This is a genomic window from Candidatus Scalindua japonica (assembly GCF_002443295.1).
Classification (GTDB): domain Bacteria; phylum Planctomycetota; class Brocadiia; order Brocadiales; family Scalinduaceae; genus Scalindua; species Scalindua japonica.
Map to the genome: position 1 here is coordinate 24,789 of NZ_BAOS01000004.1, position 16,595 is coordinate 41,383.

Sequence of the window (16,595 nt, forward strand, 5' to 3'; positions counted from 1 at the left end):
GGAGAGAAAAAGATGTATAGAATGATTGTTACACCAATAATACTGTTTTTGTTTATTTTGCAGACAAATAATTTTCTGTTTGCAAGTGATAATGCAGTGGTAAAAGCTGAAGCAATAACTGCTACAGCAGAAGCTAATGTAAAAGAGAGTACAGCGGCTATAGCAGAAAAGAAAGCCAAAGCTGAAGAAAATGTAAAGGCATTTCCAACAGCAGTAAATAGTCAAATAACCGATTCTGTCACTCAGTCTGCGCCCGTAGAAGGGATAAAAGATGTTGTTAAGAAAGCAGAAGAGACTGTCAAAGAGGTAGTAGCTTCTGCTGTAGCAGAGGAAAAAGTAAAACCAGATGAAAGTGCTGAAGCTGTTGTGGAAAAGGAAAGTGATGTTATCGCTACGGTAAATGGTGAAAAGATTTTACGTCTAGACTTTGATAAAAGGTTGAATGTTTTCAGACGAATGAATCAGGACGTGACAAATACAATTAAAATGCAGGTTGTCAGCCAGTTAACAAAAAAAGAACTACTCAGACAATTTGTTGATAAACAAGATATAAATACCAGCAAGGAAGACGTTCAGGCTGAGATTGAAAAAATAAAGTTCTTTTTGCAAAATAATCCTGCTAATAAAGACAAGCCACTGGAGGAAATACTTGAAACCCAGGGATCAAGTGTGTCAGAGTTGGAAGATGAAGTGAGCAGGGCCCTTGCTCTAAGCAAATACCTGGAAAAAACGGTTAACGATGCTGACAAAAGAGAATATTTCAATGCAAATAAAGATGCGTTTAATGGTTCAAGGGTAAAGGCAAGCCATGTATTGATTGATACTAAAAGCATGAAAACGGATGCTGAAAAGGCAGAAGCAAAAAAGATGATTGACATTGTAAAGATGGAGATAGATAAAGGTGCTGATTTTGCTGAGATGGCAAAAAAGTACTCAAATTGTCCTTCCGCAGAAAATGGAGGCGACATCGGTTTCTTTCAAAGAAAAGGTTCTATTGTAGAAGAATTTGCAAAAGTTGCTTATGCGATGGATGTTGGAGAGATTAGTGACCCAGTCGAGACAGAGTTTGGATATCATATAATTAAGGTGACTGAGAAGGAAGAAGGAAAAGATGTTAATTACGAAGATGTTACAGATATGGTTGATTTTGTATTTATGCAGATCAAAACCGAAAGTCTTTTAAAGGAGTTGTATGACAAGGCAAAAATAGAAATTATGCTTTAAGTTCCATTATAAAGAGTAATATTTTCATTCATTGCGTTCTCTACTCATCGGTTTCTCGTTATTACCATTTGTGATAAAGAAAAACCGATGAGAGAGGATCATAACCCTTTTACTTTCCTGTAAATATCCGGAAGTTTTTTTATTAAAACCTGTAATCTTTTTTCAAAAGTAATTGGTTTTGCGGGCGAACCCCAGATGACAGACCCCGGCTTTATACTTTTATAAACATTTGAAGCCGCGCCTACCATGCATTTATCACCAATTTCTACGTGATCAGTAATACCTACATCCTCCGCAATTATTACATTTTTACCTATTTTTACGCCTCCGGCCAGCTTTGCATAGGCAATTAACATAGAGTCCTCACCGATAATGCAATTATGAGCAATATGGGAGTGGTTATCAATTTTGACACCGGAGCTTATGATAGTTTTATCAAGCGCGGCACGTGCGATTGTTACGTGTGATCCGATTGATACATCATTACCAATTTCAATAGTTCCTACCTGAGGTATCTTTACGTGCTTGCCTTTTATTTGGAGATAACCAAAACCGTCATCTCCTATAGACGCTCCGGATTGGATTACTACGCGATCACCTATTGTAACTTCTTCCCTGATCGTAACATTCGGATAAATAATTGAATCATCACCGATTTTACAGTTTGTACCTATAAAAACATTAGGGTATATGATTACATTTTTGCCTATTTGTGTATTACCTTCAATTACAACATTTGTTCCGATAGATATATTGTCACCAACCGAAGACTCATTAGAGATTACTGCTGATTCATGAATCCCTCGCGGCCTTTGCTGCTTATTATCAGAAATAACCTTAAGTAGTTTAATAAACGCGAGAAAAGGGTTGTCGGTGATAATAAATGTTTTCTTAGATTCTTCAATTAGTCTGTGTGATACCACCGCGGATGCATTTGTTTGAAGAACTTTACTTACGAGTCGTTCATTCTTTATAAAGCTTATGTCGCCCTTTTCAGCATTTTCAATACTTGAAACACCTGTGACGATCAGATTGCCATCTCCAAGCACCTTACCGCCAATAATTTCGCTGATCTGTTTTATAGTATATTTCATAATGATATATTATGATGTAGATGATATCAAATTAGCTAGAGAATTGAGCTAATCTTATATCACAGGAATATAATACTGTCAAATTTAACTTTCATGTTGACAATAGGCAAATATGGCAATACTATTCTAACAGAATATCATTTCCTTTACTTCCTGTTATTCTGAAGAAAGTGAAGAGACTCTTGTTAGAAATTTAATTACGCTTAATAAGGATAATAGCGTTGTGCAAATAATTCTCAAGTTGAACCTGATTCAGAATAGTATGTTAACGAGTACGTGTCCGAATGGCTCTAAATAAAGGTGAAATAAAGCACTGACATGATAGAATCTAAAATTGATGATTGTACAAGTAAAGATAAAATCACTTTGCTATGTGACGAGACTATTAATTTAGGCGCAACATTTTCTAAGTTAATTTCTACAAAAAGCATTGTCGTGGAACCATGGGTGCAGTTGAAGTGCAGGTTTGGTTGCCCAAAATTTGGGAAATACAAAGCCTGCCCTCCATATACTCCAACTTATAAAGAGACTCGTGAGTTATTAGAATGTTATGAAAGTGCTATTTTGATAGAAGGACAACCTCCCGCAAAACAATTTGAGGAGATGCTTCTTGAAATTGAACATAAAGCAAATTTTGCCGGTTTTTATAAGGCATTTTCTCTTAATGCCGGACCATGTCCACATTGTGCGGTATGTGATGTGGATGGGACGTGTATAATGCCCAAAGACGTAAGGCCGTCAATGGAAGCATGTGGAATAGACGTCTTTAAAACGGTTCGCAATAATGGTTTTGAGATAAAATTTCTTGAACATAAGACAGAATATGTTAAATATTTCGGTATGATATTATTGGAGTAACCGTAATAAAGACAACAAAAGAGGTAGGGTGGAATAAGGACGAATTCACCAATAACTGGTAATAAATTAAGGTGGATTTCCTGTCGTTTAATCTACCATAAAATAAATTAAAGGGTGTGTATATGTGTGGAATTGTAGGATATATTGGCGAAAACTGTGCTCAACCAATTCTCATTAATGGGATTAAAAGGTTGGAATATAGAGGTTATGATTCTTCCGGGATATCAGTGTTTGATGATGGTAAAATACTTTGTGAAAAATCTGTGGGTTTTGTCAGTGAATTAGAGAAGAAGATAGATGGCAGGTTTAAAGAAGCTACATCAGGCATTGTTCATACGAGATGGGCAACTCATGGAGCGCCTACAATTGAAAATGCACATCCTCATGTTGATTGCTCAGGAAAGATATCGATTGTACATAATGGTATTATTGAGAATTATAATTATCTGAAAGCAAAACTGGAAAAAGAAGGTCATGTTTTTAAAAGTGAAACGGACTCTGAGGTGATTGCACATCTTATAGAAAGTCATTTCGAAGGCGTGTTGGAAGATGCTGTCAGAACTGCTCTGAAGGAGGTTGAGGGTGCTTATGGATTGGCTATAATCAGTGCGGAAGATCCCGGCAAACTGGTAGCGGCAAGACATGGGAGCCCTTTAATAGTAGGTATAGGAGAGAGAGAGCATTACGTTGCTTCAGATGTTGCCGCAATTCTGGAATATACTAAAGAAGTTGTTTATCTGGATGATAATGAGATTGCCGTACTGACAAAGGATGGTATGAGTACGACTGACATAGACAACGTTCAGATTATTAAAAGGGTTGATGAGGTCCAATGGAATCTGGATAAAATTGAAAAGGGTGGATACGAACACTTTATGCTTAAGGAAATCTATGAACAACCGGAAGCTATACGTGATGCGATGTTGGGCAGATTTGAAAAAAATAGTAGTCTTGTACACCTGGGCGGCTTGAAAGATCATGAAAATGATCTGCTCAAAATCAGGCGTATTATAATAGTGGCGTGTGGTACTTCGTGGAATGCCGGCCTGATAGGCGAGTACATGATTGAGGAACATTTAGGAATACCTGTTGAGGTGGAATATGCTTCAGAGTTCCGGTATAGAGATCCTGTTATAGAAGTTGATACAATGGTAATTGCGATAAGCCAGTCTGGTGAAACAGCGGATACACTGGCCGCAATTCACGAAGCTAGAAAGAAGGGGGCTCTCATTTTGTCAATTTGCAATGTGGTTGGCAGTAGTATCGCGAGGGCTGCGGATTGTGGTATCTTTCTCCATGCTGGTCCTGAAATCGGTGTTGCTTCAACAAAAGCTTTTACCTCACAAATTGTGGTATTGTTCATGTTTACTCTCTTTATGGCCCGAATTAGAGGTAAGGAAGAGATATTGGATAGCGATCTGGCAAATAAATTAATAGTACTTCCGGAGCAAGTTAAGTCAATTCTTGATAATAATGATCAAATAACTGAAATCGCTGAACTTTACAAAGATAGTGATAACTGTCTCTACCTGGGGAGAGGTTACAACTATCCTGTCGCGTTAGAGGGGGCTCTGAAGTTGAAGGAGATATCTTATATACACGCAGAGGGTTATCCTGCAGCAGAAATGAAACACGGGCCAATAGCGCTTATTGATAAGAATATGCCGGTGATTGTCGTTGCTACTACTGACAAGGTGTATTCAAAGGTCTTGAGTAATATTGAAGAGGTCCGAGCACGAGGTGGCAGGGTGATTGCGATAGCAAGCAAAGGAAACGGTGAAATATCAAAGATGGTAGATCATGTTATTTTTATCCCGGAGACAATTGATGCATTAGTGCCAATATTGTCTGTAATCCCACTCCAGTTGCTAGCATATCAAATGGCCGTGATGAGGGGCTGTGATGTTGACAAGCCACGTAACCTGGCTAAAAGCGTTACTGTGGAATAACCACTTATCAGTTTTGGGATTTAATTGTCATGTAGCTTTCTTTCTTTTTCAGTTAAAGTAAAAATAGTCTTGAATACTTTTTCTCCATTACGTGTCATTTTCTTGTTACGCCTTGCCATCATTCGTTTTGCTACCTGAAGTTCTCTTTTTATGTCGTATGCCCTTGTAAGATTGTCAGAGTACCATGAAAATGAGGGTATAAATTTTGGGGGAGTACTTGTCAGGAGTATGTTACAGGCAAAGCCAATAATACTTCCGGTTGTAAACTTTGTGTTTATTGCAGTTTTTGTATGATCACCCATTATCATTCCAAGAAATGTTTGTCCGGAATCTATGATTTTGTCATACAATTGGAGCTTAACCGAGCCATATATATTTGTAAGATTACTGTTTACGGTTCCTGCCCCCAGGTTAACCCATGAACCTATATAAGAATCACCAAGGAATCCATCATGCTGTTTGTTTGTATAGTCCTGGATTATCGTATTTGTGATTTCTCCGCCTATCTTGCACACTTTTCCTATGTTTGATCCGGCATGAATTCTAGAAAGGGCATGAATAGTTACGTTGTCATCAATAAACGCAGGGCCTTCAATTACACTATTTGAAGATATCTTCACTTCATTGCCTATAAAAATTGGACCATTTTCAGCGTCAAGAACACAACCTGGTTTAATTATTGAGTTCTTTCCTGTAATTATTTGAGAACCTTTAATAAAATGTACTCCAATATGTTTATTTTCCTTTATGGGCTTGTTTTCTATGTATGATGTAATATCCGTTGTAAGCTGTTCTTTGTTGATGTGAATTAAGTCCCATGGATATTGTATAAGCCTTGCACTGACTTCCTTTACTTTAAATTTTTTTTTAATTCATAAGTCAAATCTTTATCTAAAAATGTATCCGGTGTTATTGAAATGCAATTTTTCCTGAGCAGCCTTGCATAAACGATAGTGTTGTTATTAATACCAATCTCTTCTTCACCGGAAATAGCAATTGGTGAAGACATTAAGAGCCTGCCGTTGATAAATAAACAGCTTTGGATGTTGCTTTCGTTATTGTTTAAACTATGAGGATAAATTTCGTCAAGAAAATTTTTAAGATATTCTCTGCAATAAAGACTGATGTCTGTATCAGGATACTGGATGGTTATTCTTTCAAGAAAACTGTACATGCCGCAACGTAGTTCATAAACAGGTCTGTTGTAAGCCAGGGGTAGGAAGTTTTGATATGAGCCATCTTCAAAAACACATAAGCTTTTCATAATTAAGAGGATACTTTGTACTTGTTAAATTGTCAAGATGAATGAAGTTATATTTTCCTTGTAAAAAATATCAGGCATTTTATAATTACTTTGAGTTTCCAGATAATCTCATTTAAATGAAACAGTACAGATGAAAATCTGTAAAAAATTTTTAATTATTGAACTCACTTAGATCGTAATTACTCCGCGATTAACTAGTGTAAGCAATGGATGGAAAAGGTGAAATATGAGCTATAAAGCATGGTTTCAATGCGCTTCAGGCTGTAATGAGCGATATGAATTAAATGAGATAATATACAATTGCAAAACATGTGGTGGCCTATTGGAGGTGAAGCATGATATTGAGAAATTGAAACATCGAAGTCCCGGTTCCTGGATGAGGCTTCTAGACGAGCGTTATAGAAGAACTAAATGGCCTTTCGGGAGCTCCGTCTGGGGAAAAAAAGAGATGGTTTGTCCCAATGTAGATAATGAAAACGTAGTATCTCTCTATGAGGGTGGTAGTAATTTATTCTGGGCCGAACGCCTTGGGAATATTATTGGTACAGAAGATTTATGGATCAAACAGTGTGGAAACGCTCATACAGGTTCGTTTAAGGATTTGGGTATGACCGTATTGGTTTCCATGGTTAAGCAGATGATTTCAGAAGGGAAGGACATAATGGGGGTAGCGTGTGCTTCAACGGGTGATACTTCTGCTGCACTATCTGCTTACTGTGCCGCTGCAGGTATCCCTGCAATTGTGTTTTTGCCAAAAAATAAAGTTTCCACTGCACAATTAATTCAACCGATTGCCAACGGGGCATTAACGCTTTCGCTTGATACTGATTTTGATGGATGCATGGAAATAGTCCAGAAAATATGTAGAGAGAATAATATTTATCTTGCTAATTCAATGAATTCTCTGAGGATTGAAGGGCAGAAGACGGTAAGCATTGAATTGGTCCAGCAGCTTGATTGGGAAGTTCCTGACGTAATTATCATTCCTGGCGGTAATTTAGGGAATGTTACTGCTCTGGGTAAGGGATTTCTGCTGATGAAAGAACTGGGTATGATTAACAAGCTTCCGAGAATTGTATGTGTACAGGCGGCAAAGGCAAACCCTTTATATCAGAGCTATTTGAGTGGTTTTAAAGAATTTAAGCCGGTTCAGGCGCAAATGACGCTTGCAAGCGCAATCCAGATAGGAAACCCTGTCAGTATTAACAAGGCCATCAAGATGCTGAAGTTGTTTAATGGTGTTGTGGAGCAGGCGACAGAAGATGAACTTGCTAATGCCGCTGCGTTAGCTGATAAAACCGGACTATTTAACTGTCCTCATACCGGAGTTGCTTTGGCTGCGCTATTTAAGCTCTTAGAAAAAAATGAGATTAAGAAGGATGAAAGAATAGTGATTATTTCAACCGCACATGGACTGAAATTCACCGATTTTAAAGTAAAATATCATGAAAATAAACTTGAAGAAGTTGAATCAAAATATGCAAATGTTCCTTTAGAGCTTCCTCCGGAATATGACAAAGTAAACAGGGCTATCATTGACAAAATATCTGAATACAGTTAGTTTTTTTATAAACCGTAGTTTACGTTATAGTATCTATAATAAAATCCAAGAAGAAACTATCATAATATCTCCGTTTGTTAATTGATTTAGACCATGTTTTTCTTTCATTCCTTAACGGTGTACTTCAGTATTTTGTTTGTTTTGCCAATATCCACTCTATGCTTTTTCACAATTAACCGATAAACCTTCAACTTAATAAATTGTAATGAATCAAATTAGATGTGTTTAGGAACATACTCGAAACTAAAATTAATAACAATTATTGTTGATTAGGCACCTTGTCTCATAAGCTTTTTAAATATATAGTGTTATGAATATTATCAAATAGTCTGAAATACTATGGAATTTACTCTGTTTAAAGTCATAACTTGTTACAGGTAAATATATTAACACTATCTATAGCTATCATTCATACGGTCGGTGTTCTTTTATTTCAAAACTCTATGTACTTGACAAAAAAATCCATTATCGTATAATTTTTACATTGAAGATTCGAAGAAAAAGTACTTTTATTATTTATATTAGCTGGATGTATTTATCAAGCTCAGGCGAAAAGAGATTTCATGAATATAACTATTTCTTAAAGTCTTATTTTTGACAATGGATTCAAGCTAATTGGAGGTATTCAGAAATGATTCGTTATAGCTGTGATATGTGTGGACGGTCACTAGTTCCCGAAGAAGATGATAGATATGTTGTTAAGATTGAGGTTTATTCTGCATGTGACTCAATGGACACCGATTGTGAAGATGAAGAGTTTGTAAACGATTTTGAAGAGGTGGACGATGATGTTGATGATGAATGTGATCATCTTGATCCGGATGAGATAGATAGTATCGAATATAAGACATTTCGTTATGATTTATGTTGTAAATGTCATAGTAGATATTTACAGGATCCTCTTTCGATTAATTCGATAAGACGAGGGCGTTTTTCTGAAAATTAAATTCTTTTTGATTTTTAAATAACCTGTTGGTATTAAATAAAATCAGACATTGATGTCCAGTCCTGTTTTTTCGCTGATTAGATGATGGTTTTTAAGGGTTTCATATCCATCCGAACTTGAGCTTGCAACTCATTATTGTTGCGGCTGATAGCTGAATAAATAATAGCATATATATAATGGTTTATTTCAAGGGCGGTATATATTCACTTAATCACCTCTTTAACTCCTCAAAACGTTAGTCAAATATCCTTTTGACCTATGTAATAACTGATATAATATTTATAAAAATTATTAACAAATTTGTATTTAAGCTAATTATGGGAATGACTATTACTGAGAAAATTATTGCAGCACATTCCGGAAATCAAGATGTAAGTGCCGGCCAATTTGTTTATGCTGATGTTGATATCTGCCTGGGTAATGATATTACTGCCCCGATTGCTATTGAACAGTTTGAAACACTTGGAGTAGAAAATGTATCGAATCCTGATAGTATTGTTTTAGTCCCTGATCACTTTACACCAAATAAAGATATTAAATCAGCTCAAAATTCCAAATTACTCAGAGAATTTGCACATAAGCATCAAATTAAGAATTATTTTGAAGTGGGGCGGGTGGGGATTGAGCACGCCTTACTACCGGAACAGGGAATAGTAGTTCCCGGTGATTTAGTGATTGGAGCAGATTCACATACATGCACATATGGTGCGATGGGTATTTTTTCTACAGGCGTTGGAAGCACTGATCTGGCAGCATGTTATGCAACCGGAAAAGTGTGGTTAAAAGTACCGGAAACTATTAAATTTGTTTTTAATGGGAATCTCAACAAATGGGTTTCAGGTAAAGACTTGATTCTTCATATTATTGGTAACATTGGTGTTGATGGTGCAAGGTATAAAGCTATGGAGTTTTCAGGGCCTGTTGTGACAAATCTTTCAATGGACGATAGACTTGCTATGTGCAATATGGCTATAGAAGCCGGTGCAAAAAATGGGATTATAGAGCCGGATGATTGTACAGAAGATTACGTTAATGGCAGAGCTCAAAGAGAATACAAATTTTACTCCGGTGATACGGATTGTAAGTACCATGAAATTTATGAGTATGATGTCAGCACCCTTTCACCTCAAGTTGCATTACCAAATCTGCCTGAAAATGTACGTCCGGTGGAAGAATTGTCAGATATTAAGATAGACCAGATTGTCATAGGTTCATGTACCAATGGTAGGATTTCTGATTTAAGAGTAGCAGCTGAAATCCTTAAAGATAAAAAAATCCATCCGTCGATACGTTTAATTGTAATCCCTGGTACACAAGATATATATCTTGAGGCATTAAAAGAAGGTTTAATAGAGATTTTCATTAAAGCCGAGGGTGTTGTTTCTACACCGACTTGTGGTCCGTGCCTTGGTGGTCATATGGGCATTCTGGCAGAAGGGGAACGTGCTTTGTCTACCACTAATAGAAATTTTGCCGGTAGAATGGGCCATATTAAATCTGAAATCTATCTTTGTAATCCTGCTGTAGCTGCTGCTTCTGCTATTACGGGAATAATTACTCATCCTGAAAATATTGATTGAGAATTGAACTTAAAAACAACATTTACGTCTTTGAAGTGACCTTTTAAAGGGGACTGTTAAAGTGATAAACAGAATTGAAAAGAAACAACAAAAAAACCAGAAAAAATACATTGGAATTGATATAGGCTCTGTGAGTGTAAAGGCTGTCCTTATTAACGAGGATAAGGAAGTTCTGGAGAACCATTATGTAAGGTCACATGGCCAACCGTTAGATACGGTGTTGATTGTCCTTAAAGAAATTGTAAACAGAATTGAAATTGATGAAATCAAAGGGATAGCTGCTACCGGTTCCGGTGGTAAGCTCTTGGCAGACATATTAGGCATCAGTTTTATAAATGAGATAGTTGCACAAAGCACGGCAACATCGGTATTACATCCTGAAGTAAGAACGGTTATCGAAATAGGCGGTGAAGACTCAAAGCTGATAATGCTTGAACCTGATGAAACAACTGGCAACTTGAAAGTATCAGATTTTTCTATGAATACGATGTGTGCTGCCGGGACGGGGTCTTTTTTAGATCAGCAGTCAACAAGGATCGGTGTCTCCATAGAAGAAGAATTTGGAAAAATGGCATTAAAGTCTAAAACCCCACCAAGAATAGCTGGAAGGTGCAGTGTATTTGCAAAATCGGACATGATCCACCTTCAACAGGTGGGAACAGAAGCCCATGATATTGTCGCCGGTCTGTGTTATGCGCTTACAAGGAATTTTAAAAGTAACATCGGGAAAGGTAAGGATTTTGTAAAGCCAATAGCATTTCAAGGCGGCGTTGCGGCAAATGCCGGAATAGTTAAATCGTTTGAGGATATACTGGATTTAGATGAAGGAGAGCTCATAATCCCGAAACACTTTAATACTATGGGTGCGATAGGGTGTGCGATGGCTTTAATTGAAAAGAATATTAATTCTCCCTTTAACGGTTTTAAGGCAATCGATACCTATCTGAAAAATCGTAAAGGAAAAAGCTCTAATCTTAAAAAACTGAACTGCAACAAATATGACATTAATGTTGACAGACGTATTCTGGAAAATGGTAAAAAAGTGGAGGCTTATGTTGGTGTTGATGTTGGCTCAATCAGCACAAATGTTGTGGTTATTGCCAGGAACAAAGATGTTTTAGCAAGACGTTATCTCATGACGGCAGGTAAACCGCTCGAGGCAGTGAGACAGGGGTTGCTGGAGGTAGGAGAAGAGGTTGGTAAAAATGTCATAATAAAGGGTGTTGGTGTTACCGGTTCGGGAAGATATCTTACGGGAGAGTTTATTGGTGCTGATATCGTCAAGAATGAGATAACCGCCCACGCGACAGCGGCCGCATGGGTTGATAATGATGTTGATACAATATTCGAAATAGGTGGGCAGGATTCAAAATATATAAGTCTGGAGAACGGTGCAATAGTTGATTTTACCATGAATAAAGTATGTGCTGCCGGAACAGGGTCATTTCTTGAAGAACAATCTGAAAAGCTGGATGTTAATATTAAACAGGAGTTTGGTAAGCGTGCGTTAGATTCGTGTTGCCCATCTCAACTTGGAGAGAGGTGTACGGTATTTATGGAATCAGATCTCAACCACCATCAGCAGTTGGGCGTACCTAAAGATGATTTGTTGGCAGGGTTGAGTTACTCAATCGTATTAAATTATATAAATCGTGTTGTAGAAAAGAGAAAAATAGGAGATACTATTTTCCTGCAGGGTGGAGTGGCCGCAAACAGGGGCGTTAAGGCCGCTTTTGAAAAAGTGACCGGTAAAACCATTATTGTACCACCTCAACATGATGTTATGGGTGCAATAGGCTCAGCAATAATTTCTATGGATGAAAAAACATGGGATGAGTCAAGGTTTAAGGGTTTTGATTTAAGGGGAAGGAAATACGAGACAACTTCATTTGTGTGCAAGGACTGTTCAAATATATGTGAGATAAGAAAAGTTTCTATAACCGGCGAATCTCCGCTTCATTATGGAAGTCGCTGTGGTAAGTTTGATGATGAAAAGAAGGTAAAAAAATCAAAGAATCTGCCAAGGTTGTTTAATGAAAGAAGCAGGCTTTTATATGGTCCTTACTATACAGATCGAAAAACTAAAAGTACAGTGGTACGTGACAATAAAACTAAGTCACGAGGCCGAATAGGTATACCGCAGGCATCTACATTCTTCGAACTGTTTCCTATGTGGAGAACGTTTTTCACGGAATTAGGATTTGAGATAGTTATTTCTAAGAATACTAACAGAAGCGTTATCAGTAAAGGGATTGAACATGTAAACACCGAGACATGCTTCCCTATAAAAGTGTCACACGGACATGTTGTGGATATGCTTGACAAGGACATAGATTATCTTTTTCTCCCCAGTGTCATCAATATGACCCATGAATCCTCTAACTTGACACACTCGTATGCGTGTCCTTATATACAGTGTCTTCCTTACATAATTGGATCGGCGGTTGATCTGGAATCGCGGAAATTCAAGTTGTTGCAGCCTATAATTCACTTTGAATACGGAGAATCTCATGTACAGAAAACATTTCGTAAGATCGCTGCTGATATTGGTGTCAGGGGAAGAAAGGCTGCCAGCGCAATAGCAAAAGCCTTGGAAACACAAAAAGATTTCTATAATCGTCTCGAGAGAAGAGGCAAAGAAGTGTTAGACAATTTAGGCGAAGATGAGAGTGCACTGGTAATCATCAGTCGTCCTTATAACGGCTGTGATTCCGGTGTTAATCTTGATCTGCCCGAAAAACTCAGAGATATGGGTATACAGGCAATACCAATGGATTGTATACCTATGGATTTAGAAGATATATCAAGGGATTATCCAAATATGTATTGGAAATATGGGCAGAAAATATTAGCTGCAGCAAGATTTATTGCAAAAGACAAGAGGTTGCACGCTCTTTATATCACAAATTTCGGGTGTGGTCCGGACTCTTTCATCTCAAAGTTCTTTCCTAAAGAAGTTGGCGGAAAACCATTTTTAATGATAGACATAGATGAACATAGTGCTGATGCAGGAGTAATGACACGTTGCGAGGCATTTCTTGACAGCCTCAAAAACGCGAGAATTAAAAAGTTTAAAAAGGATACAGACATAAAGCGTACTCGTTCGCTAAGCAAGAAAAGGATTATGTACATACCGTATATGAATGATTGCTGCTTTATGGCAGCTGCTGCTATGAGGGCAAACGGTGTTAACGCTGTTGCAATGCCAATGCCGGATGAAACAAGTCTTGAATTAGGAAGAAAGCATACGTCCGGAAAAGAGTGTTATCCGGCGATCCTTACGACAGGAGATATTGTCAAAAAAGCAAAATGTCCTGATTTTGATCCTGAGAGGAGTGTCTTCTTTATGGCAACCGCATCGGGCCCGTGCCGATTTGGTCAGTATAATTCAATGCACAGAATGATCCTGGATGATATTGGTCTGCCACATGTACCGATTTATACACTTGACCAGGGGGATGACTACCAGGAAGATACAAGTCGATTAGGGGCCAATTTTCGTAAACTTACCTGGAATGGAATAGTATTTGTCGATTATCTGCAAAAATTATTATATGAAATAAGACCATACGAAATACATAAAGGTGATTCGGATGTAGTATATAAACAGCATCTTAGAAAAGCAGAACACGCAATTGAATTTGGACATGATCTCATACAGGTTGCAAAAGATGCATGTGACGCCTTTAACAGGGTTATGGTTGACAGAAGTGTAGCGAAACCAAAAATAGGTATTATTGGTGAGACTTATGTTCGTGGTAATGAGTATTCAAATAACTTTATAGTAAGGACAATAGAGAAACTGGGTGGTAAAGCGGTTGTACCTCCTTTTAGCGAGTGGATTGACTATATTGCTCATATAAGGCGGGAAGATTGCATCAAGGAAAAAGATTTAAACGCTCTTTCAATAGAGGTGCTGACAGGAGCAATACAAAAATACCATGAACACAAAATGTCAGCTCCTTTTAAGAAAAGCGGAAATAAACTTTTCAAAGAGAGTTCAGTAAAGAAATTAATTTCAAAGGGTAAATCATATATTCATGATTCATACAGGGGTGATCCTGTTCTCAGCATGGGAAGAGCAATTGAATATATTGAGTCGGATTATGACGGTATAATAAACGTTATTCCTTTTCATTGCATGCCGGGAACGGCTGTGAATGCGGTCTTAGAGAAATTACAGAAGGACCATAACGAAATTCCATTACTAAAGCTGACATTTGATGGTCAGGAAGAGACGAATGAGGAGACCCGTTTGGAAGCGTTTATACACCAGGCATATCAAAGGATGGAAAGCAGACAGAATAGAAGAAAAGAACATGCTACAGTGAATTAATTCTGCAGTAAGCAAGTTTAATTTAGAAAGGTGTTGGCTTATTTATGATAAATGGTAAAAGCTGGAAATATGGAGACAATGTTAACACAGATGAAATAATTCCTGCAAGGTATTTAAATACAACTGACGAACAAGAACTGGCTTCTCACTGTATGGAGGATATTGACAAGGATTTTGTTAAAAAAACAAGTGCTGGAGACATAATAATAGCCGGAGATAACTTTGGATGTGGGTCTTCCAGGGAACATGCTCCAATATCTATTAAGGCATTAGGAATCTCCTGTGTAATAGCTAAAAGTTTCGCCAGAATATTTTTCAGAAATGCAATCAATATTGGATTACCAATATTTGAAAGCGAAACGGCAAGCACTGAGATAAGTGATGGAGACAACGTTAAAGTAGACATTAGTTCCAGTACAATTACTAATTTGTCAACAAACAAAGAGTATTCGTTTACACCCTTTGCCGATGAGATGAAAGATATAATCGAGGCAGGGGGGCTTATGGAATATATTAAGGCAAACCGCTGAATTTCCGGCTTATGAGAGACCTCTCATTCGTGAGGTCTCTGCACTGGAATCATTGCATTCCCAATTACCACATTTAATTATTACACACAGGCTCCTATTGATTCAAGATAGCTCAGTTAAAAAGGCAATAAAACGGTTAGAATGGGGGGGGTGTAGTGCTAATGTCTATAATTAAAAAAAAGATAGACATTGTTTTAATTGATGATTTAAAAGATGAATGCGGTAAATTTATAAAGCTCTTGTATCTGCTTTCCGGCCTGACAATACTCCTGTCGAAAGAGGGGGAAAATCGCCCTTAAAGCTTACCTTCTTTCCAGAGTTTTAACCTGTTTGGAGTGCGCAGTTCATTCCTTGCAAACATGAATAATAATTGTTGTGCGTAACCGGCATAATCACCGAAATAATTTAATGCGTAATCTCTGATCTTTTCGTTAGAAACAGTTTCATTATCAAAGTACAGTAGTTGCATTACCTTCTTAATCCAGGTGTCCACAGGAAACGCCTGGTTAAAGCCGAGAGAAAAAAGCAGAACGCAATCAGCTACTTTATCTCCGACACCATTTAACTTCTTTAGTTCATCTTTTGCACTCTTATATGTCATAGTTCTAAAAGAGTTTAGGGTTTTAATATTCATAGATTTATTTGTTTCAAAAATATACTTTGCGCGGAAGCCTGTTTTTGCACTTAAAATTTTCTTGTAATTATTAATGCTCCCGGGTATAGGAAAAGAGTAATTACATACTTTGTCCAGATTGATTTGTTTTCCAAAGTCCTCAGAAAGTACGTTAAGGATTGACTTTATTCTTGGAATGTTAGACGCGGAAGAGCAGATAAATGAGATCAGGCATTCCCATGGGTCCTGCCTGAGGATCCTTAGACCACGGTATCTCTCTATAGCTTCCCGCATATATTTATCTCTATCTATTTTCTTGAGTATTTTAGAATAATCTTCATTTAAAGAAAAGAAATGGGTGACAAACTTTTTGTCAACACCATGATATTCCAACTCATTTCCATTCTGTCTGATTTTAAAAAATTTGTTCTGGGCATTGACATAATACCACTCTTCGAGCCTGTTTATTCTGAATATTTGACCGCATTCGAGTGTATGTTCTAAATTAAATTTTTTTAACTTTATATTTACCATGAGAATTTGCCTTATGTTCTTTAAATTTAAATAATTAAGACAACCTGAGTATCGATATTTTGATTAAAATTTACTTGTAAAAGATACAATAATTTACTATATATGA

Annotated in this window: 13 protein-coding genes; 9 read left to right on the top strand and 4 right to left on the bottom strand. The window is 37.2% G+C overall.

Annotated elements, in window-relative coordinates; all coding sequences use genetic code 11:
- Positions 1 to 12: 12 nt before the first annotated feature.
- Entirely contained in the window at positions 13 to 1,224 is a 1,212-nt protein-coding gene (locus SCALIN_RS23650) for a peptidylprolyl isomerase (RefSeq protein ID WP_096892662.1), read from the top strand.
- Between the two features lie 98 nt (positions 1,225 to 1,322).
- On the opposite strand, the gene lpxD is transcribed toward SCALIN_RS23650, so the two are convergent.
- Complete coding sequence (gene lpxD, locus SCALIN_RS02335) at positions 1,323 to 2,318, bottom strand: UDP-3-O-(3-hydroxymyristoyl)glucosamine N-acyltransferase (RefSeq protein WP_096892663.1); 996 nt, start codon at positions 2,316 to 2,318, stop codon at positions 1,323 to 1,325.
- A gap of 318 nt (positions 2,319 to 2,636) precedes the next feature.
- On the opposite strand from lpxD, the gene SCALIN_RS02340 reads away from it, so the two are divergent.
- Together SCALIN_RS02340 and glmS are read left to right on the top strand one after the other, a co-directional pair.
- Complete coding sequence (locus tag SCALIN_RS02340; RefSeq protein WP_096892664.1) at positions 2,637 to 3,176, top strand: DUF2284 domain-containing protein; 540 nt, start codon at positions 2,637 to 2,639, stop codon at positions 3,174 to 3,176.
- A 122-nt stretch (positions 3,177 to 3,298) separates the two neighbouring features.
- Positions 3,299 to 5,125: a glutamine--fructose-6-phosphate transaminase (isomerizing) gene (gene glmS / locus SCALIN_RS02345; protein ID WP_096892665.1), complete on the top strand. Its 1,827-nt coding sequence runs from the start codon at positions 3,299 to 3,301 to the stop codon at positions 5,123 to 5,125.
- 20 nt (positions 5,126 to 5,145) lie between these two features.
- Here the strand turns inward: glmS and SCALIN_RS02350 are convergent, their stop codons facing one another.
- Both SCALIN_RS02350 and SCALIN_RS02355 read right to left on the bottom strand, forming a co-directional pair.
- Positions 5,146 to 5,997 carry a hypothetical protein gene (locus SCALIN_RS02350; RefSeq protein WP_096892666.1) on the bottom strand — a complete coding sequence of 284 codons (852 nt, stop codon included), beginning with the start codon at positions 5,995 to 5,997 and terminating at the stop codon, positions 5,146 to 5,148.
- Positions 5,976 to 6,389, bottom strand: coding sequence for a putative sugar nucleotidyl transferase (locus SCALIN_RS02355; RefSeq protein WP_096892667.1), 414 nt, complete (start codon positions 6,387 to 6,389; stop codon positions 5,976 to 5,978). The genes SCALIN_RS02350 and SCALIN_RS02355 overlap by 22 nt, the downstream gene beginning before the upstream one ends.
- 226 nt (positions 6,390 to 6,615) lie before the next feature.
- On the opposite strand from SCALIN_RS02355, the gene thrC reads away from it, so the two are divergent.
- From thrC to SCALIN_RS21910, 6 genes are all read left to right on the top strand, one after another.
- The gene (thrC, locus tag SCALIN_RS02360) at positions 6,616 to 7,950 is read left to right on the top strand and encodes a threonine synthase (RefSeq protein WP_096892668.1); all 1,335 of its coding nucleotides are present in this window, start codon (positions 6,616 to 6,618) and stop codon (positions 7,948 to 7,950) included.
- 631 nt (positions 7,951 to 8,581) lie between these two features.
- The gene (locus tag SCALIN_RS02365; protein ID WP_096892669.1) at positions 8,582 to 8,896 is read left to right on the top strand and encodes a hypothetical protein; all 315 of its coding nucleotides are present in this window, start codon (positions 8,582 to 8,584) and stop codon (positions 8,894 to 8,896) included.
- Between the two features lie 317 nt (positions 8,897 to 9,213).
- A complete protein-coding gene (gene leuC / locus SCALIN_RS02370; RefSeq protein WP_096893036.1) occupies positions 9,214 to 10,476 on the top strand; it encodes a 3-isopropylmalate dehydratase large subunit in 1,263 nt (420 codons plus the stop codon).
- A gap of 61 nt (positions 10,477 to 10,537) precedes the next feature.
- A complete protein-coding gene (locus SCALIN_RS02375) occupies positions 10,538 to 14,812 on the top strand; it encodes an acyl-CoA dehydratase activase (protein ID WP_096892670.1) in 4,275 nt (1,424 codons plus the stop codon).
- A 44-nt stretch (positions 14,813 to 14,856) separates the two neighbouring features.
- Entirely contained in the window at positions 14,857 to 15,342 is a 486-nt protein-coding gene (leuD, locus tag SCALIN_RS02380; protein ID WP_096892671.1) for a 3-isopropylmalate dehydratase small subunit, read from the top strand.
- A gap of 161 nt (positions 15,343 to 15,503) precedes the next feature.
- Positions 15,504 to 15,641: a hypothetical protein gene (locus tag SCALIN_RS21910; protein ID WP_162532114.1), complete on the top strand. Its 138-nt coding sequence runs from the start codon at positions 15,504 to 15,506 to the stop codon at positions 15,639 to 15,641.
- On the opposite strand, the gene SCALIN_RS02385 is transcribed toward SCALIN_RS21910, so the two are convergent.
- Positions 15,638 to 16,489, bottom strand: coding sequence for a DNA-3-methyladenine glycosylase family protein (locus SCALIN_RS02385; RefSeq protein ID WP_096892672.1), 852 nt, complete (start codon positions 16,487 to 16,489; stop codon positions 15,638 to 15,640). The two genes, SCALIN_RS21910 and SCALIN_RS02385, sit on opposite strands and share 4 nt — an antisense overlap.
- Positions 16,490 to 16,595: the final 106 nt, after the last annotated feature.

What these genes read in the sequence shown, in the direction of transcription:
- SCALIN_RS23650 (WP_096892662.1), top strand. Translation starts at nt 13, where the DNA reads ATGTATAGAATGATTGTTACACCAATAATACTGTTTTTGTTTATTTTG.
- lpxD (WP_096892663.1), bottom strand. Translation starts at nt 2,318, where the DNA reads ATGAAATATACTATAAAACAGATCAGCGAAATTATTGGCGGTAAGGTG.
- SCALIN_RS02340 (WP_096892664.1), top strand. Translation starts at nt 2,637, where the DNA reads ATGATAGAATCTAAAATTGATGATTGTACAAGTAAAGATAAAATCACT.
- glmS (WP_096892665.1), top strand. Translation starts at nt 3,299, where the DNA reads ATGTGTGGAATTGTAGGATATATTGGCGAAAACTGTGCTCAACCAATT.
- SCALIN_RS02355 (WP_096892667.1), bottom strand. Translation starts at nt 6,389, where the DNA reads ATGAAAAGCTTATGTGTTTTTGAAGATGGCTCATATCAAAACTTCCTA.
- thrC (WP_096892668.1), top strand. Translation starts at nt 6,616, where the DNA reads ATGAGCTATAAAGCATGGTTTCAATGCGCTTCAGGCTGTAATGAGCGA.
- SCALIN_RS02365 (WP_096892669.1), top strand. Translation starts at nt 8,582, where the DNA reads ATGATTCGTTATAGCTGTGATATGTGTGGACGGTCACTAGTTCCCGAA.
- leuC (WP_096893036.1), top strand. Translation starts at nt 9,214, where the DNA reads ATGGGAATGACTATTACTGAGAAAATTATTGCAGCACATTCCGGAAAT.
- leuD (WP_096892671.1), top strand. Translation starts at nt 14,857, where the DNA reads ATGATAAATGGTAAAAGCTGGAAATATGGAGACAATGTTAACACAGAT.
- SCALIN_RS21910 (WP_162532114.1), top strand. Translation starts at nt 15,504, where the DNA reads ATGTCTATAATTAAAAAAAAGATAGACATTGTTTTAATTGATGATTTA.
- SCALIN_RS02385 (WP_096892672.1), bottom strand. Translation starts at nt 16,489, where the DNA reads ATGGTAAATATAAAGTTAAAAAAATTTAATTTAGAACATACACTCGAA.